The sequence below is a fragment of the Litoreibacter meonggei genome (assembly GCF_003663885.1).
In the GTDB taxonomy this organism is placed as follows: domain Bacteria; phylum Pseudomonadota; class Alphaproteobacteria; order Rhodobacterales; family Rhodobacteraceae; genus Litoreibacter; species Litoreibacter meonggei.
Genome location: NZ_RCCE01000003.1, coordinates 112,775 through 136,902 on the forward strand (window position 1 = coordinate 112,775; position 24,128 = coordinate 136,902).

At 58.5% G+C, this 24,128-nt stretch carries 26 protein-coding genes; 10 read left to right on the forward strand and 16 right to left on the reverse strand.

Annotation, left to right across the window (positions count from 1 at the left end; genetic code table 11):
- Positions 1–63 precede the first annotated feature (63 nt).
- From BCF46_RS08945 to BCF46_RS08955, 3 genes are all read right to left on the reverse strand, one after another.
- Positions 64–1,047: a coiled-coil domain-containing protein gene (locus tag BCF46_RS08945; RefSeq protein WP_147435981.1), complete on the reverse strand. Its 984-nt coding sequence runs from the start codon at positions 1,045–1,047 to the stop codon at positions 64–66.
- Positions 1,048–1,274: 227 nt separating this feature from the next.
- Positions 1,275–1,646, reverse strand: coding sequence for a histidine triad nucleotide-binding protein (locus tag BCF46_RS08950; protein WP_121023438.1), 372 nt, complete (start codon positions 1,644–1,646; stop codon positions 1,275–1,277).
- A gap of 5 nt (positions 1,647–1,651) precedes the next feature.
- Positions 1,652–3,229: a DUF5928 domain-containing protein gene (locus tag BCF46_RS08955; protein WP_121023440.1), complete on the reverse strand. Its 1,578-nt coding sequence runs from the start codon at positions 3,227–3,229 to the stop codon at positions 1,652–1,654.
- 157 nt (positions 3,230–3,386) lie between these two features.
- On the opposite strand from BCF46_RS08955, the gene BCF46_RS08960 reads away from it, so the two are divergent.
- Positions 3,387–4,205: a sulfotransferase family protein gene (locus BCF46_RS08960; RefSeq protein ID WP_121023442.1), complete on the forward strand. Its 819-nt coding sequence runs from the start codon at positions 3,387–3,389 to the stop codon at positions 4,203–4,205.
- Between the two features lie 141 nt (positions 4,206–4,346).
- Here BCF46_RS08960 and BCF46_RS08965 read toward each other — a convergent pair whose 3' ends face one another.
- The 3 genes from BCF46_RS08965 to nth form a co-directional block, all read right to left on the reverse strand.
- Positions 4,347–5,036, reverse strand: coding sequence for a VPLPA-CTERM sorting domain-containing protein (locus BCF46_RS08965; RefSeq protein ID WP_147435982.1), 690 nt, complete (start codon positions 5,034–5,036; stop codon positions 4,347–4,349).
- A 206-nt stretch (positions 5,037–5,242) separates the two neighbouring features.
- Positions 5,243–6,238: an adenosine kinase gene (locus BCF46_RS08970; protein ID WP_121023445.1), complete on the reverse strand. Its 996-nt coding sequence runs from the start codon at positions 6,236–6,238 to the stop codon at positions 5,243–5,245.
- Positions 6,231–6,887 carry an endonuclease III gene (gene nth, locus BCF46_RS08975; RefSeq protein WP_121024469.1) on the reverse strand — a complete coding sequence of 219 codons (657 nt, stop codon included), beginning with the start codon at positions 6,885–6,887 and terminating at the stop codon, positions 6,231–6,233. Before nth ends, BCF46_RS08970 begins: the two co-directional genes overlap by 8 nt.
- Before the next feature lie 116 nt (positions 6,888–7,003).
- Here nth and BCF46_RS08980 point away from each other — a divergent pair, with 116 nt between their 5' ends.
- From BCF46_RS08980 to BCF46_RS08995, 4 genes are all read left to right on the forward strand, one after another.
- A complete protein-coding gene (locus BCF46_RS08980; RefSeq protein ID WP_121023447.1) occupies positions 7,004–7,891 on the forward strand; it encodes a methylated-DNA--[protein]-cysteine S-methyltransferase in 888 nt (295 codons plus the stop codon).
- Between the two features lie 159 nt (positions 7,892–8,050).
- Complete coding sequence (locus tag BCF46_RS08985; protein WP_121024471.1) at positions 8,051–8,686, forward strand: YiaD family glycine zipper/OmpA-like lipoprotein; 636 nt, start codon at positions 8,051–8,053, stop codon at positions 8,684–8,686.
- Between the two features lie 125 nt (positions 8,687–8,811).
- Positions 8,812–9,456: a YiaD family glycine zipper/OmpA-like lipoprotein gene (locus BCF46_RS08990; RefSeq protein ID WP_121023449.1), complete on the forward strand. Its 645-nt coding sequence runs from the start codon at positions 8,812–8,814 to the stop codon at positions 9,454–9,456.
- A 102-nt stretch (positions 9,457–9,558) separates the two neighbouring features.
- Positions 9,559–10,329 (forward strand): FadR/GntR family transcriptional regulator, encoded by a 771-nt coding sequence (locus BCF46_RS08995; RefSeq protein ID WP_121023451.1) that lies wholly within the window; start codon positions 9,559–9,561, stop codon positions 10,327–10,329.
- Here the strand turns inward: BCF46_RS08995 and BCF46_RS09000 are convergent.
- Both BCF46_RS09000 and BCF46_RS09005 read right to left on the reverse strand, forming a co-directional pair.
- The gene (locus tag BCF46_RS09000; RefSeq protein ID WP_121023453.1) at positions 10,319–11,548 is read right to left on the reverse strand and encodes a mandelate racemase/muconate lactonizing enzyme family protein; all 1,230 of its coding nucleotides are present in this window, start codon (positions 11,546–11,548) and stop codon (positions 10,319–10,321) included. The two genes, BCF46_RS08995 and BCF46_RS09000, sit on opposite strands and share 11 nt — an antisense overlap.
- Positions 11,545–12,633, reverse strand: a complete 1,089-nt coding sequence (locus BCF46_RS09005; RefSeq protein WP_121023455.1) for an alcohol dehydrogenase catalytic domain-containing protein — start codon at positions 12,631–12,633, stop codon at positions 11,545–11,547. Before BCF46_RS09005 ends, BCF46_RS09000 begins: the two co-directional genes overlap by 4 nt.
- Before the next feature lie 128 nt (positions 12,634–12,761).
- Between BCF46_RS09005 and pcaD the strand changes: the two genes are divergently transcribed.
- Positions 12,762–13,547 (forward strand): 3-oxoadipate enol-lactonase, encoded by a 786-nt coding sequence (gene pcaD, locus BCF46_RS09010; protein WP_245990056.1) that lies wholly within the window; start codon positions 12,762–12,764, stop codon positions 13,545–13,547.
- A gap of 39 nt (positions 13,548–13,586) precedes the next feature.
- Positions 13,587–14,807, forward strand: coding sequence for a TCR/Tet family MFS transporter (locus BCF46_RS09015; protein ID WP_121023458.1), 1,221 nt, complete (start codon positions 13,587–13,589; stop codon positions 14,805–14,807).
- Here BCF46_RS09015 and BCF46_RS09020 read toward each other — a convergent pair.
- The 8 genes from BCF46_RS09020 to fabA form a co-directional block, all read right to left on the reverse strand.
- Entirely contained in the window at positions 14,776–15,966 is a 1,191-nt protein-coding gene (locus tag BCF46_RS09020) for an endonuclease/exonuclease/phosphatase family protein (RefSeq protein WP_121023460.1), read from the reverse strand. The genes BCF46_RS09015 and BCF46_RS09020 overlap by 32 nt on opposite strands.
- Complete coding sequence (locus tag BCF46_RS09025; protein ID WP_121023462.1) at positions 15,963–16,943, reverse strand: threonine ammonia-lyase; 981 nt, start codon at positions 16,941–16,943, stop codon at positions 15,963–15,965. The genes BCF46_RS09020 and BCF46_RS09025 overlap by 4 nt, the downstream gene beginning before the upstream one ends.
- Positions 16,940–17,761 (reverse strand): alpha/beta fold hydrolase, encoded by an 822-nt coding sequence (locus BCF46_RS09030; RefSeq protein WP_121023464.1) that lies wholly within the window; start codon positions 17,759–17,761, stop codon positions 16,940–16,942. The genes BCF46_RS09025 and BCF46_RS09030 overlap by 4 nt, the downstream gene beginning before the upstream one ends.
- Entirely contained in the window at positions 17,758–18,444 is a 687-nt protein-coding gene (locus BCF46_RS09035) for a haloacid dehalogenase type II (protein WP_121023466.1), read from the reverse strand. Before BCF46_RS09035 ends, BCF46_RS09030 begins: the two co-directional genes overlap by 4 nt.
- Before the next feature lie 56 nt (positions 18,445–18,500).
- A complete protein-coding gene (locus tag BCF46_RS09040; protein WP_147435983.1) occupies positions 18,501–19,283 on the reverse strand; it encodes a metalloprotease in 783 nt (260 codons plus the stop codon).
- Between the two features lie 103 nt (positions 19,284–19,386).
- Positions 19,387–20,175, reverse strand: a complete 789-nt coding sequence (locus BCF46_RS09045; protein WP_121023470.1) for an enoyl-ACP reductase FabI — start codon at positions 20,173–20,175, stop codon at positions 19,387–19,389.
- Between the two features lie 3 nt (positions 20,176–20,178).
- Positions 20,179–21,408 carry a beta-ketoacyl-ACP synthase I gene (gene fabB, locus BCF46_RS09050; protein ID WP_121023472.1) on the reverse strand — a complete coding sequence of 410 codons (1,230 nt, stop codon included), beginning with the start codon at positions 21,406–21,408 and terminating at the stop codon, positions 20,179–20,181.
- Between the two features lie 21 nt (positions 21,409–21,429).
- Positions 21,430–21,939: a bifunctional 3-hydroxydecanoyl-ACP dehydratase/trans-2-decenoyl-ACP isomerase gene (fabA, locus tag BCF46_RS09055; protein ID WP_121023474.1), complete on the reverse strand. Its 510-nt coding sequence runs from the start codon at positions 21,937–21,939 to the stop codon at positions 21,430–21,432.
- A 161-nt stretch (positions 21,940–22,100) separates the two neighbouring features.
- On the opposite strand from fabA, the gene irrA reads away from it, so the two are divergent.
- From irrA to BCF46_RS09070, 3 genes are read left to right on the forward strand one after another with little or no spacing between them, the layout of a single operon-like run.
- Complete coding sequence (gene irrA / locus BCF46_RS09060) at positions 22,101–22,517, forward strand: iron response transcriptional regulator IrrA (RefSeq protein ID WP_073145298.1); 417 nt, start codon at positions 22,101–22,103, stop codon at positions 22,515–22,517.
- A gap of 28 nt (positions 22,518–22,545) precedes the next feature.
- Entirely contained in the window at positions 22,546–23,217 is a 672-nt protein-coding gene (locus BCF46_RS09065) for a DUF1007 family protein (RefSeq protein WP_245989964.1), read from the forward strand.
- Positions 23,202–24,104 carry a nickel/cobalt transporter gene (locus BCF46_RS09070; RefSeq protein ID WP_121023476.1) on the forward strand — a complete coding sequence of 301 codons (903 nt, stop codon included), beginning with the start codon at positions 23,202–23,204 and terminating at the stop codon, positions 24,102–24,104. The genes BCF46_RS09065 and BCF46_RS09070 overlap by 16 nt, the downstream gene beginning before the upstream one ends.
- Positions 24,105–24,128: the final 24 nt, after the last annotated feature.

Genomic DNA, 24,128 nt, shown 5'->3' on the forward strand with positions numbered 1-24,128 from the left:
GGCCGCAATCATAACGCCCTCGCTCGCCCCTACAAGTGCCGAAAATCGTCGGCTAAACGTCTGCTAAACGTCTGCTGGAGTGGCCTCGTTGCCCGACGGAACGCCGCACGCACCACAGAATTTGTAGAAGGAGTTTTCACGCTCGCCGCAATTGGTGCATTTGCTGAATAGGCAAAACCCGCAGTGGACACAAAAATCCACGTTAGTTTCAGGCTGACCCTCACCTTTGCGGGGTTTCTTGGCGCTGAATTGCCGGTCGCAGCTGGGACACACGCCGTCCGAGATTTTCTTCACAGCGGTCTCATACTCGATCAGTTTACGCTTCTCGGTTTCAGGTCTTTTTTCCTCGTTCTTTTTGTTCTGCAGATACCGCGTCATGGCTTTGATCGAAAAATGCGCAAAAAGCAGGGCCAGAAGTATCCCCACAATGTATCTGACATATCCCCCGTAAGACGGCAGGTAGGGAACCAGTTCTACAAAGAATGCGAAGAGCGAGAACAGGATAAAGCTGCGGTAAATCGGCCAGTAGCTAGAACCGCGCTTCTTTAGGATCATCCATCCGGAGATCAAAAGCAGGGGCAAGGTGAGCGCCAGCCGAAGCATGAACACCTTCAAAACCTCGAATTTCCGCGCCTTTTCATACGGGGCATTGGCGTCATTCAGGATTTGACTGCGCTGCGACTGAAGGTCTTGCAACGCGCGGTTTGTTTTAACTGCTTCCTGCTCAAGCGCTTCTACCGTTCTTTGAGCTTTGCGTTCTTCTAGCTTGAGTAATTCAATGGCTTCGACCCGCTCGATGACCTGAGCATTCTGATTGCTTGATTCAGTTGCTGATCGCGTTTTAATCCAATTCTCGAAATTTGCGCGTTGGTTTTGATAGTCCAGAGTGCTGGAGTTGAGCAGGAAACGCGCGTCTTCGATGTCATTTTTGTTGTTACGCAGCGCGTCCTTAAGCGTCTCGATTTCAGTCTCGGTTGCTTCAAGCTGCGTCGAGTTTACAAATTCGCTCTTTGCGATCCGCTTTCCCGCCGTCGGGACGTCGGACATGATTAGCCCACCAAGTTGAATAAGCAGGGCCGCGATCACAATTGACAGCAACCACATTGCCAAACTGTACCAAAAGAGGGGTCGGCGTACGGCTTTCATTTCTCATCCAACGTTTTGTCTGTGAAGTGCTCCATGGCTACCGAAACAGCAAGGGGCTTGCAACAGACGTCCACGGCGCCGGGCACCAGCGCGATAGATGGGAGACCCCGGACACCAATTCACGTGCGTCAATCGACCTTCGACAGCATCCGCCCAAGAGGACGACCGCCAATGATGTGCACATGCAGGTGCGGCACCTCTTGCACGCCGTGCACGCCGGTGTTGGCGATAGCACGGAAACCGTCCTCGCTAACGCCCTCAAGACGGCAAACTTCGCCTATTGCGCGCATGAAGCCCACCAACTCGGCCTCGGACGCCTCTTGGGTGAAATGGTCCATGGACACGTAAGACCCCTTCGGGATCACCAGCACATGACTGGGTGCCGCTGGAGAGATGTCGCGGAATGCCAAGGCGTGATCGCTCTCGAACACTGTGTCGTTAGGGATTTCGCCGCGCAGGATTTTGGCGAAGATGTTTTGGTCGTCATAAGTGTAGGCCATGGGCGTTAGTCCTCAAACAGATAGTCAATGTTCAGTATTTCATGGGCCGTGTCCTCGGTCACGTCTAGGAACGCCATCAACGGAGCCACGTTATCGCGGCGCGGCACGTTTTCGGATATTTTGAAATAGTTGGGGAAGTCCGCATCCTTGATCTGGTCACTTTCGTACAGGAAATTCTGGCGCACGGTGGGCAACAGCCGGTCGATTGTGTCTTGCGGCGTCATTTCACCTGCCAATCCGACACGCTTGGCATGGCCCAGCAGGTATTCATCCTCGAACCTGCAGTCAATTTCCAGCAGGCGGGTGGTTGAGTTGTCGGCGAACAAGTCCGTTAGCAAGTCCAGATTGGACGGATCAAGGCAGATTACCATGCGGTTCTGCTCGTAGTGGTCATAGAGCAATCGCATCAGCGCACGGCGGTGCCGTGTGCGTTTATCTAGTGTAGTCTGGATGCCGCCCAAATCAGGCAGAACCGCGCCCTCTTCGTCAAAAAGATACTCCGCCCCTTTCAACTCGGTATGTTCCAGAACGCGGCTCAGAAGGCGCTTGGCGACGTGCCATTTTTTGCAAGCAATAACCATCAGTTCGCGTTCGCGACCAAGCGAGCTTTCCCGTTCCCAGAAGCGCGGCGCGAACCGGCGGCCGATCCTGCCACGCCCTGTCAGGAACTTGAACAGCGTCTGCCCCTCGTTCGAGGTTTGGAAATCCATCCGCTCCGACGCATAGAGATCACCTAGCCGCTCTTTTAGCTCAAGCGCGTCGGGGGACGCCTTGCGGGCGAACAGAAACTCTTGGCTAAGCAGCAGATCATAGTGGTCGTTGTAGAAGGTGACCGGCATCCCGTAATCGGTGAACATCAGGAAGGTTAGGGTGCGGGTTTTGATCTCTGCGGATGGAACCAGATGGCGCACCACCGTCTGAAAGAAGGTCTCGTCGGGGATCCACGTGGTCTTGAAAAACCGCATCACGTCCGGCCTGTCGCGGGTAAAATCCAGCACCCATTCGACTGTACGCCGTCGCAAGCACCACCATTGCGACCCGATCATCATTTGCAGGTCAGCGGGTATATCGCGCTTTAGTCCAAGCTTCTTTTGCAGCTCATAGGAGGTGTAGAACAGCCATTTTCGCGCCCGTTCGTTGAACCAATGGCGATAGATCAGCCGGTCAGCCTTCATACCCGTCTTGATCCAATCGGACGCAAAAAAGTCGAAACTTTCGATGTAATCGACATCCTCCGCATCGAGCGCCTCATGGGCGTAGGTGGCAGATTTGATCGCCATGCAATCGCCTGACAGCATGTAGAAATGCGTGGCCCGCGGGAACTCGTCGACCGCTGCGCGCATCGCGTGCAAGGTGGCCTGCACCAAAGACCATTCGCCCCAACCACATTTGATGCGCTTTTTGGCGAAGGCGACGTTGGGATTATCATCCAGCGCTTCGCGAATTTTCTTGTAGGCAACGGGGTCTGCGGTGGCATCGAAATGGATCGCCATGCAATCGCCAGCCGCGGTCAGACGTTCAGCTTGATCAATAATCGCACCGGGGTCTTTATGACACAGCAGAATGAAGGCGATTTTTGCCATCTGGAATTTGACCCCGGACCTGTCTTAAAACTGTTTTAGGTTTTGCCTACATAACCTTAGCTTCTGTTGCTTAAACAGTCTGAGATTGTATTTTTAGGCTCAATCGTGGCTAAAACGTAAACAATAGGCCATTTGGTTCAAGAACGAGGGCGGTAGTATGGGGTTTCCAGGAACCTGGATGACGGAAAGCGAAAGTATGGTGTACCGCGTGGTGCCCAAATGCGCCTGCTCGTCCATCGGCCAAATCATGTACTATTCCGACCACGGCGAATTCTTCGACGGTGACATCCATGATGCCACCGGAAAGCTGCACAAATGGGCGATTGAAAAAAGCCAACCGAAGATCGAGAAGAACGTCACCTCCCACAAAAGCTATTCGTTCACCTGCGTGCGCAATCCGTATGGGCGCATCCTGTCGTCATTCTTCGACAAGATTTGCGGCATCCAACGCAACGGCAAACGCTATCGCGGCAATCTGGTCCCGTTGCTTGTGCAGAAATACGGCATTGAGGTCGGTGACCCGGAAACTGGCTTCGAATTCGACCAAATCGAGTCCTTCCGCCGCTTCTTGCTGTTCGCCCGCGACACCATCCGCTGGCGTCGCCCGATGGACCCTGACATTCATTGGTCAGCCCAGTCGGGCCACATCTCGACCTTCATTGTGAATGGCGGGCGCTACGACAACATCTTCTTTACCGAGAAGTTCAACGACGGCATGCAATCGGTGATGGATGCGGTGGACACCAAACACAAGGTGGATGTCGCGACGATCCCGCGCTTCAACGAAAGCGAAGGGCACGGCCCCAAGCGCGCGCACCCGATCGAGGATTATTTCGACGACCTGTCGATGCATCTGGTCTACGAAATCTACAAGCGCGATTTCAATCTGTTCAAATATGACTTCGACAACCCGGGCAACAAAATGCCCATCGGGGAAATTGATCTGGACGAGGTGCACGCCAAACTGGGTGACTAGCCTCGCATCCGGTTAAAGCCGTGCCCATGTTATCGCCGCCAATGACGAAGGTGAGGCCCCCGTTCTGACAAAATCGAATACCCAAACTAAAACGGCCGCGCTATGTGCGCGGCCGTTAAAAAGTGTTTCGAGAAGCCTAGCTTAAGCTGATTTTTTCTTACGACGCATCAGGCCAAACGCACCAAGTGCGGTCAACACAAGAGGCAATCCAGCTGGAACCGGTACAGTCGAAGGTGCCGCCGTGATGACACGGATCCAATCGCCAGGCTCGGATACGTTCATTTCGAGCGTAAGTACGCTGCCGGCGAAACTAAAGCCGTCATCGTTTGTTCCGCTGCCGTTAGTACCTTCCAAGCCGCGGGCACTGAGCGATGTGCCGTTGCCAGTCTCGTAGGTCGTCCCAGCGGCGCCCAGTTCGGCAGAACTGGCGATTTCCATCGTGCCATTTCTGTCTGCCATCACGCCAATGATGGCATCCGAGAACGTCCAGGTCACGCCGCCATGCTTCGTGACACCGTTACCTGCGGTGTTCAGAAAAATCATATGACTGCTGATGCGCGTGCCAGCCGCAAGGATTTGCGTGGCAAGGCTGTTGTCTAGATAGCTGTAAGACGACGCAGTAACGATGTTTTGCTGTTCGTTAAAACCTTGCTGCGCATTATTCGCCGTACCGTCCTCCAGCACATCAACTGGAGCAGTAATAATGGACGCAAAGGTGCCCCCTTCAGTACCTGTGGACAGTCCGCTACTTACACCGATTATCGCGGCCGACGCCATAGTCGGTAGCGCCAACGCAAGTGCGGATGCTGTTAAAATTTGTGTGAGTTTCAATTTATTCCCCTTAATTCAATCACTGTCTACAAGATGCCAGTATAAACGAAGCGTTGCCAAATAGCAACGATCGCGTCGGGAACGAGGAAAGCCGTTAGCTTTTTGTTAACAAAAAGCTTTCTGAAATCGCGTTTAGGTCACCCAAAAAGCCCATAGTAAGAGATCGCTCGCGAACTGCGGTCCGATTCTTTCAAAAATGCCAGGCTTTAGATTATTCGCTGGTCTTTAAAGAGCGCACGCAAATCAGCCTCTGGCCGTGCGCCGATGTGTGAAATCACCTCGGACGCTGCGACGCAGCCCATGCGACCACTGGTTTCCAAGTCGTGACCGTTGGTCAGCGCCCAGAGAAACGCCCCCGCGAACAAATCACCTGCTCCGGTTGCATCCACAATCTGCACTGGCATTGCGGGCACATGCCAACGCTGGCCGTGGGACAAAACATGCGCGCCGTCTTCGCCGTCGGTACAGGCCACGATCTCGACCTCGGAAGCAGCCATTGCCAGCGCCGTGTCGAAGTCTTCTGTCTCGTACATCGACAGCATTTCTGCGCGGTTGCAGAACAGAAGGTCGACGTGGTTTTGGATCAATCCGCGGAACGCATCGCGATGACGGCCAACGCAAAACGGGTCCGACAAGGTGAGCGACACCCGTCCACCAGCGCCGGTGCACGCAGCGATTGCCTTGTCGAATGCCGCCACGGATTGCGGGCCGTCAAAGCGGTAACCTTCCAGATAAATCCACTCGGCCTGCGCCATTTGATCCTCGTCGATGTCCTCTGGGCCAAGGAATTCGGTCACGCCAAGGTAGGTGTTCATCGACCGCTCCCCATCCGGCGTGACCAGCACAATGCAACGGCCGGTCTCGGCCTCGTGTGAAGCAGGCGCCAAAGGTGTCTCATAGACCGCACCCTGCGCACGCAGGTCATGTGCAAAGATCGCGCCAAGCTGGTCGTCCTTGACCTTGCCGACATACGCTGTGGAGCCGCCCAAATGGGCAATACCTGCGATGGTGTTGGCCGCAGAACCACCAGAGATTTCCTTGGCGGGACCGATAAGGTCGTACAACTCCACACCGCGCGCGCGGTCGGTCAACTGCATGATGCCCTTGTCGATACCGTTATCGGACAAAAACGCGTCAGTGGTGGATGCCAACACATCAACCATTGCGTTGCCGATGCCGACAACTTGGAATTTCTTAGTCATAAACTTTGTCCTCAGAGGTGCAGAGATCACGGATGATACAGTTGGCGCAGACCGGCTTGCGGGCTTTGCACACGTAGCGCCCGTGCAAGATCAGCCAATGGTGCGCGTGGTGTTGGAATTCGACGGGGATGTTGTCCTCGATGGCGCGCTCGACGACGTCCACATTTTTGCCCGGACAGATGCCGGTGCGATTACCGACGCGGAAGATATGCGTGTCCACGGCCTGCGCCGGATAGTGCCACCACATGTTCAGCACCACATTCGCGGTCTTGCGGCCCACGCCCGGCAGCGAGACCAAAGCGGCGCGCGATGACGGGACCACCCCGCCGTAATCATCCACCAGAATTTGGCTCAGTTTGATGACGTTCTTGGCCTTATTGCGATAGAGGCCGATAGTCTTGATGTGCTCGATCACCCCGTCGAGGCCAAGGGCCAACATCTTTTCCGGGGTGTCGGCAATCTCGAACAGTTTCTTTGTGGCTTTGTTGACACCGATGTCCGTCGCCTGCGCCGACAGTGCCACCGCGACAACCAAAGTATATGCGTTGACGTGGTCCAACTCGCCCTTTGGTTCAGGATCAGACGCGGCAAAGCGCGTAAAAATCTCGTGTATGGTGTGATAGTCGAGCTGTTTGGCAGGCTTGGTCATATGCGCGGTATGCCCCGTCACCCCATCAGGGGCAAGGATTTCCCTCTGTTGTTTCATCATGGCGAAAGCGCAAAAAACGGGTCGATACGGTGGGGTTTGCGGCATAGGTTGGATGTATGGAACATAGAACAGCACATATCGCCAATCATGACCACGCCGCCGGTGCTGAAGGCAGCTATCACTACGGGCTGGTGAAACGCGCCATTGAGGCGATTGACCAGCACAAAGATGGCCCACTGTCGCTGGAGCAACTGGCGCAAAGCATGCAGATGAGCCCTGCGCATTTTCAACGCGTCTTTAGCAAATGGGCGGGTGTGTCGCCCGGGCGGTTGCAACAATATCTGCGTCTTGGACATGCGAAAGCATTGCTGGAAGAGCGGTTCACCATGTTGGAGACATCGGACTCCGTTGGTCTGTCGGGGAGCGGGCGATTGCATGATCTGTTCGTCAAATGGGAGGCCATGAGCCCCGGCGAGTTTGCCCGCAAGGGCGAAGGTCTGACGATCTACTGGGGCTGGTTCGAAAGCCCGTTTGGTCCGGCCTTGGTGATGGGCACCGAGAAAGGGATTTGCGGCATCGGGTTCGGTGCGGAAACGGGCGAAGAGGCCGCGATGACGGATTTGGTCGGGCGCTGGCCGAACGCCACCTATGTGGAAGACCCGACGATGTTGCGCCCTTGGGTGCTGGCCGCTTTTGGCGCGGATGCGGCGGGAACCGAACATGCGCCGCTTTATCTGATTGGCGCACCCTTCCAGATCAAGGTTTGGGAGGCTTTGTTGGCGGTGCCAACGGGGCATGTCACCACCTATTCAGAGATCGCCAATACCGTAGGCCATAAGAAAGCAGTGCGCGCAGTGGGTACTGCCGTGGGGCGCAACCCGATAAGCTGGCTGATCCCGTGCCACCGCGCATTGCGCAAGTCTGGCGGGTTGGGTGGCTACCATTGGGGCCTGCCTGTGAAGCGCGCCATGCTGGCCTATGAAGCGGCGAAAACCGGCTTGTGATTTGGCGGTATTCCGCTGAATTTCGCTGTGTTTCAAAGACGTGACTACTGCGGCGGGAACCCGCCGGATTAGTCGTTTCGGCCTCTTGAAAGGCTTTCCGCGACGCCTCACCTTATGGGCAAGCGCCGCGCTGTCGCGGCTCAACGAGGAATTGAAACGATGAAACTTACTCTGCTTGCCCTGCCCGCTGCGGCCCTGATTTTGGCCGGTTGCGATGCGACCACTCCCAACCAGCGCACCAAGAACGGTGCACTGATTGGCGCTGCGATCGGTGGTGCTTTGGGCGCAAACTCTACTTCCGACAACAAGCTTGAGCGCGGCATCATCGGTGCCGCTGTTGGTGGTGCGGTCGGCGGTGCCATTGGCAACAGCTTGGACAAACAGGCCGAAGAGTTGCGCGGTGATCTTGGCAATGACAACGTAGGCGTGGTCAACACCGGCTCCGAACTTCGTGTGACGCTGCCGCAAGACCTGCTTTTCGCCACGGATAGCACAAACTTGCGTCCTGACCTGCGGGCCGATTTGCGTGCCGTTGCCAACAATCTGAACGACTACCCCAACAGCGAAGTCATCATTGTCGGCCACACCGACAGCACGGGTGACGCGACTTACAACCAGAACCTGTCCGAACGCCGCGCGCAGGCTGTTTCTTACGTTTTGCGCGATGCTGGCGTTTCGAGTTCCCGCCTGCGCACAATCGGTCGTGGGGAAAGCCAACCGATTGCGTCGAACGATAGCAATTCCGGTCGCGCCCAGAACCGTCGGGTCGAAATCATCATTCGCCCCTACTCCTAAACCAGCGGGCCGGCGGCATGTTTCCGCCGGCCTACGCTTCCCCCTTAACAGACGCATCGATTTGGCCTAATATCTGCCCATAACCCACGCCGCAAAGGCGGGACCCATATACCGAGGCAGGTACCATGACGATCAAACCTATCGCGGCCCTTGTGGCTGCCACGCTTGCTGTCAGTGCGTGTACAACCGACAGCGTTTCCCAAGCCAACAAATCGCAAACCGGCGCCATTATTGGCGGGGCCCTTGGTGGGCTTATCGGTGCGTCTAGTAACGACGACAAGCTGCTCAAAGGCATCGTTGGCGCTGGCATCGGCGCCGCTGCTGGTGGCGTGATTGGCCACCAGTTGGACAAGCAGGCCGAAGATTTGCGCCGCGACATCCCGAACGAGAACATCGACATCGTGAACACCGGCGAGGAGCTGCGGGTCACCATGCCGCAAGACTTGCTGTTTGCGGTGAACAGTTCTGATTTGCGCTATGATTTGCAGGCTGACCTGCGCGCCTTGGCTGGCAACTTGCGCGACTATCCGGACACGACGGTCAATATTGTCGGGCATACCGATGATACGGGCTCTGACGGCTACAATTACGAGCTGTCGGAGCGTCGTGCGCAGGCCGTTGCCTTCACGCTGGAAGACGCGGGCGTCACCCCATCGCGCATCCGGTCCTACGGGCAGGGCGAGACACGCCCCGTGGCATCCAACGTGACCGAGGAGGGCCGCGCCCAGAACCGCCGCGTCGATATCGTCATCCGGCCAAACGCGGCTTAATCCGGTTTAGAACTAATCAAAACGGCCCCCAAGTCGGGGCCGTTTTTTGTTGTCTAACGCGATGAGTGGTCATATATTTTTACCAATTAGCGGGGTGAGACAATGCCATTCAAGAAGATCGAGGCCGAGAAACTCTCCAACGCCGTTGTGCGCCAGATCGAGTTGCTGATCTTACGCGGCATCCTCAAACCGGGGGAGCGGCTGCCCTCCGAGCGCGAACTGGCGGAGAAGCTTGGTGTCTCGCGCCCGTCCTTGCGCGAAGCCGTTGCAAACCTGCAAGACCGCGGGCTTCTGGCGACCAAAGCGGGGGCTGGAATTTACGTGGCCGAAGTGGTCGGCGCGGCGTTTTCGGATGCCTTGGTGCAGCTGTTCGCGGATCACGACGAAGCGGTCTTTGACTACATTTCCTTCCGCCGCGATCTGGAAGGGTTGGCCGCCGCCCGCGCCGCGCGGCTGGGATCGGACACCGACCTGAAGGTCGTCGACACCATCTACCGCAAGATGGAAGCCGCGCATTCCAAACGGAACCCCGCCGAAGAGGCGCAACTGGACGCCGAGTTCCACCTTGCGATCATCGAGGCCAGCCACAACGTCATCATGCTGCACATGATGCGGGCGATGTTCCAGATGCTGCGCGAAGGCGTCTTCTATAACCGTCAGATGATGTTCAAGCAGCGCATCACCCGTGACACACTGCTTGAGCAGCATCGCGCAATCAACACGGCGTTGCTTGCCCGTGACGAGGACGGTGCCCGTGCCGCCGTGGAGGCGCATCTGAACTACGTTGAAGACAGCCTGAAAGACAGTCTCAAGGCGGAGCATAACGAGACAATCGCCAAGCTCCGGCTGGAGCACGAAAACGCTAGGTCTTAAGCGGCGCACCACCGGCAAAGGAATTGCCATTTTGGTAGTCACACGGCTCTTCCTGCATCTGAAGATGAAGGCCCGTTCCTGTGAACGGGTTTGCGCGCGCTAGATCCTCGTCCAGCGTAATGCCTAGACCCGGTGTTTCCGGTGGTGTGATGTAGCCGTTTTCAACCTTGATTGCCCCTCCGATCAAGTCAGCGTGGAAATCCGTCTCGATGGTTTCGCACATCAGCAGGTTGGGGATGGAGGTTGCCAGATGGATATTCGCGGCCCACTCGACCGGACCTGCGTATAAATGCGGGGCCATTTCGGCGTTGAAAACCTCGGCCAGTCCGGCCAGCTTCTTCATCTCCCAAATGCCACCAGCGCGGCCCAGTGCCGGTTGCAGGATTTTCACCCCGCCCGTGCGCAGCAAGGTTGCAAACTCCGCTTTGGTGGTAAGGCGCTCACCCGCGGCAATCGGGATGCGTACGGCTTTGGCGACCTCGGCGAACTCCAACGGGTTATCCGGCGGCAGTGGTTCTTCGAACCAAAGGGGTGAGTATGGTTCAATCGCCTGCCCCAACCGGATCGCTCCGGATGTGTTGAACTGACCGTGTGTGCCGAACAGCAGGTCGGCACGGTCGCCCACGGCCTCGCGGATCGCCTTGCAGAACGCCACAGACATGGTGATGTCGAACATCGCGGGTTGGTGGCCGGAATGGATCGTATAGGGGCCAGCGGGGTCGAATTTTACCGCCGTGTAGCCGCGATCAACGGCGTCTAACGCTGCTTCGGCGGCCATCTCAGGCGACGTCCAGAACTCCGTCAGATCGTGATGCGGCAGCGGGTAAAGATACGTATAGGCCCGAATTTTCGGGTTCATCTTGCCGCCCAGCATTGCCCAAACGGGACGATCCCGCGCTTTGCCAAGGATATCCCAGCAGGCCATTTCCAAGCCGGAAAACGCCCCCATAACAGTCGGATCAGGGCGTTGCGTAAAGCCGGAGGAATAGACGCGTCGGAACATCAGCTCGATATTTTCGGGGTTTTCGCCTTCGATATGGCGCGCGAAGACATCTTCGATCACGGCGCTCATGGCATCGGGGCCGACGGCGGAGGCGTAGACCTCCCCGATCCCTTCGATCCCGCAAGCGGTCGTCAGCTTCACGAATATCCAATACTGCCCGCCCCAGCCCGGTGCGGGGGGCGATGTTACGATGATCTGCAGGTTCTGGAGTTTCATTTGAACACAATCACGTTGCGACGTGCAGCGCCTGAGCGCGTGTCGGCAATGGCCTCGTTGATCTGATCCAGACGCCAGCGCCCCGACACCAATTCGTCGAGCTTCAGACGTCCTTGTCCGTACAGGTCTACCAGCCACGGAATGTCGCGTTTCAAAACCACATCACCCATTTTGGTCCCTTTCATGCCTTGCGCCATGGCGCCAAAAATAACTGGCTCATAGGTCGCCTTGTCACCCGAATGGGGCATTCCGACCAGATACATGTTGCCGCCAGAGCCTAGGAACCGCGGCGCGGATTCGAACGCAGGGATCGAGCCGACCGTGACCATGACGGCATCGGCCATGCGACCACCGGTAATCTCGGCCACTTTCTTCCATGGCTTGGGATCGGTCGCCAGCACACCGTCCGTCGCGCCGAACTCCTTCGCTGCTTCCAGCTTTTCAGGAACCATATCAATCGCGATAATCCGTGCAGCACCCGAGATTGCGGCACCTTGGATAGCGTTCAGGCCAACGCCGCCCGCCCCGATCACCACAACCGTTTGACCTGGCCGCACCTTTGCCGTGTTCACCACCGCGCCAACGCCCGTGACGACCCCGCAAGACAACAACGACGCGGCGTCCATCGGGATGGTGTCAGGGATGCGCGCGATCTGGCTTTGGTCAACCACCGCGCGTTCCGCAAACGCCCCGCAGGCCAGCCCGTGCTCCAACGCGCTTCCGTCGGGCATGGAGAGCGGGCCAGCCATCCGGTCATAGGGCGTCGCGCATTGCGTCGGCACGCCGGACGCGCAGGGTGTGCAGGTCGCGCAGGAGCGGATCAGGGTGACCAAGACCGCGTCGCCGATGGACAAGCCCGTGACGCCGGCGCCCAAGGCGGCCACGCGACCGGCAGCCTCATGGCCGTATACTGCGGGCAAGTCACCGCCCCATCCACCATCCAGATAGGAGATGTCGGAGAAGCAAATCGCGCAGGCTTCAAGGTCAACCTCCACCTCGCCCGCCTGCGGTGCACGAAGTTCCACCTCCTCGATGCTCAGAGGTGCACCGAATTCGTGGCACACGGCGGCTTTGATTTTGGTCATGGCTCGGCCCTCGCAGAATGTTGTGTTTGAACACAACCCGCGAAGCTGGCACATCGCAAGGGCGATATGCAATATTTCTGCCACGGGCCTGCATTTTCGCCCCCAACACGGATCATGAGGCCGTCACTGTGAAACTAGACCTTGGACACATCACCCTGAACGTAGTTGAGGACGGTGACCCGTCCGGCGCGCTTGTTGTGTTCTCCAACTCGCTCGGGACGTCGCTGGAGTTGTGGGACAAAGTGATTCCCCTGCTCCCGCAAAATCTGCGGCTAATCCGCTACGACATGCGCGGCCACGGGGCGTCGGATGTGCCGGATGCGCCCTATTCCATGGGGATGCTGATACGCGACGCCGAGGCATTGCTGGACCACCTGAAGGTGCGCGACTGCGTGTTCGTCGGGCTGTCGGTTGGCGGCATGATCGCGCAAGGTTTGGCTACGAAAAGGCTGGACCAGATACGCGCCATGGTGCTGTCCAACAGCGCCGCCAAAATGGGACATCCCCAGATGTGGAAGGACCGCATTGCGGCTGTTGAGCAAGGCGGGATCGAGAGCATCGCCGACGATGTTATGGAACGCTGGTTCTCGCGTGCATTCCTGAAAACGCCGGAGCTGGCCTATTGGCGCGACATGCTGAAGAGCACGCCGAAGCAAGGCTACCTTGGAGCGTGTGCTGCAATCGCAGGAACCGACTTTTACACGACCACAGCCGCGTTGACGCTTCCGACGCTGGCAATCGCGGGTAGCGAGGACGGGGCGTCGCCACCAGACTTGATCCGCGAGACGGCCGACCTGATCAAAGGTAGCCGGTTTGAGCTGATCCGGCGTGCGGGTCACCTACCTTGCGTGGAGCAGCCCGACATTTATGCGACCTTGCTGACGCAATTCCTGAGCGACATTGGCCATACGTAAACCTTGCCTTGCCCACTGGTCGCAGCCATTTAGACCGCTATGACCCGTAATCTGCCCATCACGTTCATTCTGATCACCGTGCTGATCGACGCCATGGGCATCGGCCTGATCCTGCCGGTGATGCCGCAGCTTATTCAGGATGTGGGACATACCGACATCTCAGGGGCGGCTGTTTGGGGTGGTATTTTGTCGGCGGTGTTTGCCTTCATGCAGTTCATGTTCTCGCCCATGGTTGGCTCTTTGTCAGACAGGTTCGGGCGGCGTCCGGTGCTGCTGACCTCTAACGCCGCCATGGCGTTTGACTATGTGTTGATGGCCTTGGCCGGCACCATCTGGTTGCTGTTGATCGGGCGTATCATCGGCGGCGTCACAGCGGCCACCCATGCGACGGCCAACGCCTTCATGGCGGATGTGTCCCCGCGCGAGAAGAAATCCCAGAACTTCGGCCTGATCGGTGCCGCCTTTGGCGTCGGCTTCGTCCTTGGCCCCGTGATCGGCGGCTTGCTGGCAGAGCTTGGACCGCGTGCGCCGTTTTGGGCGGCGGCGATATTGGCAGGTGCGAATTTCGTGCTTGGCTATTTCGTGTTGCCGGAAACCGTGACGCCTGAAAAGCAACGCTCGTTCCAATGGGCGCGGGCCAATCCGGTGGGCGGGCTGAAAGCTGTCACCGCCCTCCCCGGCCTTGGCGCTTTGCTGTCGGTCTATTTCTTCTACCAGATCGCCAACATGGTCTACCCGGCCATATGGGCCTATTACACCGCAGCCAGCTTTGGCTGGTCCCCCGGTGTCATCGGGGCGTCGCTGGCGATCTACGGTGTGTCCATGGCGATCACTCAGGCCGTGCTGATCCGTTGGGTGATTGCGAAACTGGGAGAGGTCAAAACCGTCTATTGGGGCTTGATATACAACGCCTGCACTTTGGCGATGATGGCGTTTACTTCCGACGGATGGGTGTTGCTGATGCTTACCCCGTTGGCGGCATTCGGGGCCGTCGTTGGCCCTGCGTTACAAGCCGTGATGTCGGGCCGCGCTGCCGACAACCAGCAAGGTGAACTGCTAGGGGTGATGTCGTCGATCAACGCACTTGGCATGATTTTCGCGCCGCTGGTATTCACCCGCGTGTTTTCCTATTTCACCGGTGAGGACGCGTTGTTTTTCCTACCGGGTGCAGCCTTCTTGCTGGCGATGGGATTGATGCTTGTCGCGTGGGGCATGGTCGCCCGCGCCCTTACGCGTCCCATAAGCGCAGGTGCGCCATGATTTGCCCGTGGTCCGAGGCCAGCTTGTTATAGGGTGCCTCGTCATGCGAGCCATCTGTCAGGTGGTCGTTGAATACCGAGAAGTACGACATTTCACCGATCTGATTGGTGCCACCTGTGAAGTGGCGTGACAACAGGATCTGGTCGATGCTCTCGAAGACCCCGCCAAACGCTGACGTATAGACCATGTCGCGCAGTGACTTGCGGACGAACAGCTTTTCGCAGCTTTCCAGACGCACCGCTTTGATCTTTTCCTGAATGATCTCGTTTTCTTCGTCTGAGTATCGGTCATTTGCCTTCTTGGCATCGTGCCGCCGCATCCACGCGTAATTTTTGAACGGGCGTTCACCGGCAATGATCTCGGAGCTGACGGCATTGTCGCTGTCGTTTAAATCGCCCAGCACGATGACGGGGTTCCCTTTGTTGATCTCTTCGACAACCAACTGGCGCAGCACCCAAGCCTCGGCCATACGCCGCGTCGCGGCACGTAGCGACCCAAGCGCGCGACCGACCGGATCATAGTTGACCAAGTCGACCTCGGGCGGCTGACCGCCCCCGTCAGGGCGCGTGAAATCGCCCAGTTTCGACTTCAGGTGGCAGTTGAAGACCGTGACGACCTGCTTTCCCACCGGAATCCGTGCCTTTAGGATCGGGCGCGACAAGCGATCGAGACGGAACGAGCCGCCATCCCCTCCGCCCATCATGGCGAACGGGATCACCAAGTCGGGATCAACCTCCTGAATCACTTCTGGTTTGCCGACGAAGCCATAGCGCGACAGGATTGCCAAACCGGGGCGGCGTTCCCCTGGCTCCCCGTCATTCAGGTTCGGCGCGAACGCCAGTTGCGCGCCGGAATAATCCTTGTAAGCGAGCTTGCGGAAAATCGCCTTGCGGGCGTAGCGCTTGTTGCGATCCGGCACGGCGTCTTCGTTGGAGGCCTTACCGCGACGGTCCGCCTCCGCGATCACCTCTTGTAGTGGGGCTTTGTCGAATATTTCCTGAAAGCCCACGATATCGGCGTTCAGCGTGAAGACCTGATCGGCCAGCCAGTCCTCCTTCCACGCGTGCTCCTCGGGTGTGTATTTCTCGAAACGATAATACTCCTGATCGGCGGCGATCAGGTTTTTGACGTTGAAGCTGGCAATGGTGAAATCGGTCATACGTCATCCCCGTATTTGGCGAGCGCCATCTGGAATACTTCGGCATCGACATTACCACCAGATGCCACGGCGATGACGTCATCGCCCTCGATTTTGTCCCCGTGAAACAGCGCTGCTGCAAGCGCGATCGCCCCGCCCGGCTCCAGCACCACCTTGAGGCGGGCAAAGGCGACAGCCATGGCGCGCAGGCAATCTTCCTCGGGCACGACAAGGCCAGAGCCACACAAGCGCTTGAGGATCGGGAAGGTAACATCGCCCGGTTGCGGGGTAATGATCGCGTCACATATCGAGCCTGACAGGCTTTTGTTGCGCTTGATCTCCCCCGCTTCCAGCGAACGGGTCACGTCGTCGAAGTTTTCCGGCTCAACAGGGCGGACACGCATGTCCGGCGCTTTGGCCTCCAGCGCCAATGCGATGCCAGAGGTCAGCCCGCCACCGCCGCAGCAGACCAGAACCTCTCGCGCATTCGCACCAAGTTCCGCCGCCTGCTCCGCGATTTCCAGACCGACAGTGCCTTGGCCTGCGATCACCAAGGGCTCGTCGAATGGCTTGATCAGGGTCAGGCCCCGTTCCGTTGCGAGGCGTGCGCCGATTTCGTCGCGATCCTCGGTTGCACGGTCATATAGAACCACCTCCGCACCCAAGGCGCGCGTGTTCTCGATTTTCATCTGGGGTGCGTCCGCTGGCATCACGATGACCGCACTCGTCCCGTGCTCACGCGCCGCCAAAGCCACCCCTTGCGCGTGGTTGCCAGATGAAAAGGCAATAACACCAGCCTTGAGCGCATTGTCGGTGAGCGCAGAAACAGCCGACCACGCACCGCGAAACTTGAAGGACCCTGTGTGTTGCAATGCCTCGGGCTTCACGAACACGCGGCGACCGGCAATGTCGTCAACAAACGGCGAGGTCAGCAGCGGTGTGCGCCGTACGTGGCCGTCAATCCGCTTTGCGGCGGCTTCGATCATTTCGATGTTCATTGCATTTCCCCCAACCACGCTTTGATCGTCAGCAGGGATTCCGGCTCGTCAAGGAATGGAACATGGCCCCGCCCTTGCACCTCGACGGACAGCATGTCCGGTCGGCGTCGCTCCATCTCTGCCGTGGTTTCGCGTGTTAGCAGGTCTGAATTCGCCCCGCGTAGCAGTGCCAATGGCAAGCCCTCCAAAGCATCGAAAAAGGGCCACAGATCGGGGTTCAGGTTTTGCGGCCCTGACAGCACACCTTCGCGCAGTTTGGGATCGTAGTTGATGTCCAACCCGTCGGGCTTTTCGACATAGTGTTTCTCTGCCTCTTCGCGCCAGCGGCTTTCGGGGACATCCTCGAACCCTGCCATCAATTTGGCGCGTTGGGCCGTTGCTTCTTCATATGTTTTGAACGCCGGGCGGCGGCCAAGATAGTTTTTGATCGCGTCCAGACCCGTCTCTGCGATCTCCGGTCCGATATCGTTGAGGCACACGCCCAGAAGCCGGTCTTTGACCGTCGCCGCCAACCCCATGGCAATGATGCCACCGCGCGAGGTGCCCAAAATTGCGGCTTTCGGGATGCCTAGATGATCCAGCAAGGCCAGCGCGTCCTGCCCTTCCTGCGGCAAGGTGTAGGTCGACGGGTCTGCCCAGTCCGACTGTCCGCGCCCGCGATAATCCATGCGGATCAGACGCACCTCATTCAGGTGCGGCGCGACATAGTCGAAGTCAGAGCTGTTGCGGGTTAAGCCTGCAAGACACAAGACCGGAAGCCCCTCTCCCTCGTCGGTGTAGTGCAGTGAAATGCCGTCAGCGTTGGTGAAATTGCTCATAGGGATGCCGCCAGTTCTGGAATGGTCGTCAGGTCGCTGAGGATGTGTGCAGGTTTCCATGGCAAGCGGTCGACGGGCTCGCCGGCACGGTTCACCCATGCGGTCGCAAAGCCGTAGCCTGTCGCGCAAGCCGCGTCCCAACCGTTTGAGGACACGAACAGCACTTCGTCCTTCGCGCAGCCGAACCGTTTACCGACCAAGTCGTAAACCGAAGCATGAGGTTTGAAGACACCCACATCTTCCACCGACAGGACATCGTCCAGATGTTCGCCAATGCCCGCTGACGACACTGCACCATCAAGCATGTTCGGGGAGCCGTTCGACAAGATCGCTGTGTTCATTCCAGCCGCCTTCAAATGGGCGAGCATGAACGGCACTTCCTTGTAGGCACGCAATTCCCAATACAGCGCGAGCATGCGTTCCCGAAGCTCCGGATCGTCCAGACAGTTGGCTTCCATGGCCCAGTCCAGCCCGTTTTGGGTCACGTCCCAGAAATCGGCATGGTCACCGGTTACCGCGCGGAGCCATGTGTATTGCAGCTGCTTGAGACGCCAGTCATTCGCGACCTTCTGCCAGCAAGCGGCAAGCTTGTCGCGGCCCGGCTCCTCTGCCGCGATACGGGCGGCGGCGGACACGTCGAACAAGGTGCCATAGGCATCGAAAACACAGGTGGTGATTGGCATAGGGGTTCCTCCGGCTGTGCAGGCAGAGTGGCACAGCCCGAGACCGAGGAAAACGCCTAAAGGTAGCGCATCAACATCGTGAGCCCGCCCCAGAAATGCGCGCCCGCCGTGAACAGATAGGCCGCCAGTGCCAACACGCCTTGCGGCTTGGTCAGCGGTGTTCTGTGCACCCAAGCCTCCGACCAGCTGAACAGAGATTGCGCGCCGAGTATGGCGAAAAAGAACAAGGCCATGGAGTGCATTGCCACGGCAGCGGCGGCCAAAGCCGCACTCATTCCCAAGGTGACGAAGTTTGTGACACCGGGCGCGAATGTGTCGATCAGGATGCGCACGCAACGCCCGCCATCAAGGGGCCAGAACGGCAACAGGTTGAAGAAGTTCAACGCACCGGTGACGATGGCAAACACCCATAAGAAATGCGCCGCCTCGGCGGAGTATGGCACGATGACCTCCGACAAGGCGTAGGCCAGCGCCATCGGGGCGAGGCAGATACCCGGCCCCATCAGGGTGATGAAAAAGTCGTGCGCTTGCGTCTCTGGCGCGCGGTCCGATATCGCCACGCCGCCCATCAACGGGATCAGGCGAAAGCGTGCGTCGTCATGGCCTGCGATGCGGTAAGCGGCAACGTGACCAAATTCATGGATCATCACAGACAGAACAATTGCCACGCCATAAAGCGGGCCGAAATACCAAGCGGCCGCCACAAAGGCGAGCACGCCCATGCCGAGCCCTTGGATGTCCATGCCAACGACCGTCAGGCCGCGATTGGATACCATCCCACCGCGAAGGGTGTAGACCATCAATGTGCACAGCACGATTGCAGCGAATAGCACGAACATTGCGAAACCTTTTTCAGACCTGACGGCAAAGAACACTGTTAAGATGGCCAAAGAAGGACGTCATATTGGCCCAATTATGGGCAAAAGCCGCGTGGCCTTGGCCCTACAGGTTCTCTGGTTGAGGCATGCCGAGCACGTGATATCCACCATCGACGCGGATAATTTCACCTGTCGTGCAGTTGCCGTGATCGCTGGCAAGGTAGACGGCGGTGCCGCCCACGGCCTCCAGCGTCGCATTGGCCCGCATGGGGGAATTTGCCTCCGTCTGGCGGAAGGTCTTGCGCGCACCGCCGATGGCAGCCCCCGCAAGGGTTTTCATCGGACCGGGGGAGATTGCGTTCACGCGGATGCCGTCCGGCCCAAGATCGTTGGCCAGATAGCGCACGGTTGATTCCAACGCCGCCTTGGCGACGCCCATGACGTTGTAGAACGGGGTCACGCGGTTTGACCCTTGATAGGTCAGCGTCAGCAAAGTGCCGCCGTCTTTCATCAACGGGGCCGCACGGCGGGCCACATCAATCAGCGAGTAGCAGCTGATGACGAGCGAGTTCTTGAAGTTGTCGCGGGAGGTGTTGATGAACCGGCCCGTCAGCTCGTTCTTGTCCGAAAATGCGATGGCATGGACGACGAAATCGAGGCCGCCCCACTTGTCTTCAAGTGTCTTGAAACAGGCATCTAGCGAGTCGTCGTCGGTGACATCCACATCCACCAAGATGTCAGACCCTACCGACGCCGCCAAAGGCTCTACACGTTTACCAAAAGCATCGCCTTGGTACGAAAACGCCAGTTCCGCGCCCTCGGCCGCCATGGCTTTTGCAATGCCCCATGCGATGGACCGCTCGTTGGCGACCCCCATGATCAGGCCGCGCTTGCCGTCCATCAATCCAGCCATTCTTTATTCCTTGAACTTTGAAAGCAACATGGACCCGTTGGTCCCGCCGAACCCGAAGGAGTTCGTCATAACCGTGTCCAGACCTGCGTTTTCCACCAGCTTGGTGGCAATTTCTTCCGGCTTCAGAGCCGGATCCAGCGTCTCGACATTGATCGAGGGGACGATGAAGTCGTCCTTCAGCATGAGCAGGCAATAGACGGCCTCCTGCGCACCGGTCGCCCCTTGGGAGTGGCCGGTCATCGACTTGGTGGAGCTGATTGGCGGCGTGCTGCCCTCGCCGAACACACGGCGGACGGCTTCGACCTCGCCCACGTCACCTACCGGTGTCGACGTGCCATGTGCGTTGATGTAGCTAACCTTGCGGCCTTCCGGGATCGTGTCCATCGCCAAGCGCATCGCCCGCTCGCCGCCTTCGCCCGAAGGTGCGACCATGTCGGCGCCATCGGAGGTTGCGCCGAAACCGGTGACTTCCGCGTAGATTTTTGCGCCGCGCGCTTTGGCGTGTTCCAAATCTTCCAGCACCACGATGCCGCCGCCGCCAGCAATGACGAACCCGTCCCGATCCGCATCGAACGCGCGGGAGGCTTTGGTCGGCGTGTCGTTATACTTGCTGCTCATCGCGCCCATGGCGTCGAACAGGCACGACAACGTCCAGTCCAACTCCTCGCCGCCGCCCGCAAACATGACGTCTTGTTTGCCCATCATGATCTGCTCGGACGCGGCCCCAATGCAGTGCAGCGAGGTCGAGCAGGCGGAGGTGATCGAGTAGTTGATGCCCTTGATTTGATACGCTGTCGCCAGATTGGCGGAAATGGTGGAGCCCATACATTTCGGCACCGCAAACGGCCCGATGCGTTTGGTCGCGCCCGTTTTTAGCACCGACTGGTGCGCGGCGAACATGGCAGAGGTAGACGGCCCGCCAGAGCCAGCAATCAGGCCGGTGCGTGGGTTGATCACATCGCTGTCCTCTAGGCCCGCATCAGCAATCGCCTGCTCCATCGCGATATGCGCGTAAGCAGCCCCCGGCCCCATGAAACGCAGGCGGCGTTTGTCGACATGCTCGGCCACGTCGATCTTCAACGTGCCGGCAATCTGGCTGCGAAATCCGTGCTCCGCCATCTCCGGCGAGGCGACAATGCCGGAGGTGCCGGATTTCAATGCAGCGGTGACTTCTTCGGCTGAGTTGCCGATGGGGGATACGATCCCCAGACCTGTAACGACGACGCGGCGCATGGGCGTGCTCCTCTTTGGACTTTAGCTCTCGGAGAGAGCGACTTTCATATCTTTGACTTCGTAAATCACTTCACCATCGGCTTCCACAATGCCATCGGCGACGCCCATAGTCAGGCGGCGGGTCTGGAGCGCTTTCGTGAAATCAATCTTGTAGGTCAGCATTTTGCGATCCGGGCGTACCATGCCTTTGAGTTTGACTTCACCCACACCCAACGCATAGCCGCGCCCCTGCCAGCCGCGCCAGCCAAGGTTGAAACCGGTCAGTTGCCACAGGCCATCGAGGCCAAGGCAGCCGGGCATGATGGGGTTGCCGGGGAAGTGGCACTCGAAGAACCACAGGTCGGGCGTGATGTCGAACTCGGCCAGAATGTGGCCTTTACCATGTGCGCCGCCATCGCCAGAGACCTCGGTGATGCGGTCCATCATCAACATGGGCGGCGCCGGAAGCTGCGCGTTGCCCTCGCCAAACAGCTCACCGCGCGCGCATTTCAGAAGTGCGTCCTTGTCAAAGCTCGTTGGGTAATCGCTCATGCCACCCTGCCCCCATATCTCGTTTTGTTACCTTATGTTACACCTAGCATTGGCGCTTTATCGCGTGCAAGGGCCGCCAACCTGTAAGCTGCGACTGATTTTCATTTGAAACATGGGGGGTGCACGCCCTATATGTAAGGCGAGCAAAGGGAATTTGGCGAATGTTGTCGATAGAAACCAAGCGTGGAACAGAATGGCTGGCGGGTGCAGGGTTGCGCCCGACGCGTCAACGCGTGGCTTTGGCGGAACTTTTGGTTGGCGACGGCCAGCATCGCCACATTACCGCTGAAAGCCTGCACGCGGCAGCCACTGACCAAACCGACGGTGTATCGCTGGCGACGGTTTACAACACGCTCAAAGCATTCTCCGAGGCCGGACTGATCCGCGAAATCATGGTCGACGGCACCAAAAGCTACTTCGACACCCGTGTAGACGACCACCCCCATTTCTTCTGGGAAGACGAAGGCCACCTGACCGACGCCCCGAAAGAGCAGTTGGAAATCGCCTCGTTGCCCGACGCACCCGCTGGGACCGAGATTGCCAAGGTCGATGTCGTGATCCGGCTGCGCCGCACCTGAACCGCCCGCATCAAGGGAATCTGACCCAATGTTGAATGCCCGAACAGGTATCGCCGCTGTACTTGCCGCGATGCTGGCCACTGGACCCGCACCTGTCGCCGCCCACCCTCATGTCTTCATTGATACGGGCCTCGAGATTATTTTCGATGCCGAAGGCCGGCTGACCCATGTGAAGGTGACGTGGAACTACGACGATCTTTATTCGCTGCTTTTGGCCGAAGATTATAAGGTCGACGCAGATGGCGACGGGATGCTTACCCCCGAAGAGCGCGAAGAACTGACGGGCTTCGACGCGGATTGGGTGCAGGGCTATGCGGGCGATTTGGAAGCGATACTGGACGGCCAGATATTGAGGCTGTCACGACCAATCGAGCCGACCGCGGATATGGTGGATGGCAGAATCATCTCGACGCATCTGCGCGAGGTTGTCGGGACGCCAATCCTGTCCGGTGACCCTATATCGTTTAAAGCCTTCGATCCGACATATTACACCGCTTATGACATGACGCTTCCGGTCACTGTCACAGGGCGCGACGACTGCCAAATCCTGCGTATCGAGCCTGATATTGACGGCCAGCTTGCGCAGATGCAGGCGCAGCTTTTGACGCTGGACGCGAATGCCGACCTTGAGGAAAACGACATCCCGCTGATCGGCGGGGATTTCGCCACCGACATCCGCGTCACATGCCCCGCGTTGTAATCGTTCCAGTCGCAATAGCTATTGCAGCGCTGATCTGGCTGTGGAGCAGCGGCGGATTTGACAGCCTTGCGGCCTTTGCAGCAGGCGAACAACGCGACTTTCAAAACCAAATCGCCCGCACTCTGCGCGCGTTGCGCAGTGGCGACGCGGGCGCGCTTACCCTGCTGATGACGCTGTGCTTTGCCTACGGATTCTTCCACGCCGTCGGGCCGGGTCATGGCAAGGTTTTGATCGGCGGTTATGGATTGGGTCGTCAGGTGCCATGGATGCGCTTGTCGCTGATCTCGCTGATCTCAAGCCTTGGGCAAGCGGTCACCGCCGTCTTGCTGGTCTATGCAGGTGTGCTGGTGTTCAACCTGAGCCGCACCCAAATGGTCGGCGCGGCCGAGGACTACATGGCCCCGTTCAGTTATGCCGCAATCGGGGCGATCGGGGTTTGGTTGACGGTGCGCGCGCTGCGGAAGTTCCTAAAGCTTCGCGAGCAGCCTGCCCATGACCACTCGCATCACGGGGACGGCACCTGCTCGGAATGCGGGCACAAACACGGGCCCAGCATGGAAGAGGTGGAGAATGCCAGCTCGCTGCGCGATGCGCTGATCCTGATCGGGGGGATCGCCATCCGGCCCTGCACTGGCGCGTTGTTTGTTCTGATCATCACATGGCAGATGGGCATTGCGATGGCGGGAATTGCCGGAGCCTTCGCCATGGCGCTTGGCACCGCTGTCGTCACCATCGGCGTCGGGGTTGCAGCCGTGACGATGCGGGCGGGTGTGATCGGATCGTTTGCGTCGTCGCGCGTCGCGACCCAGATCGTGCCAGCCATTGAATTGATTGCGGGGCTGCTGGTCCTTGTGATCGCGTCGGGCCTATTGCTGCGCGCCATATGAAAAGGCCGCCCCAAGGGGCGGCCA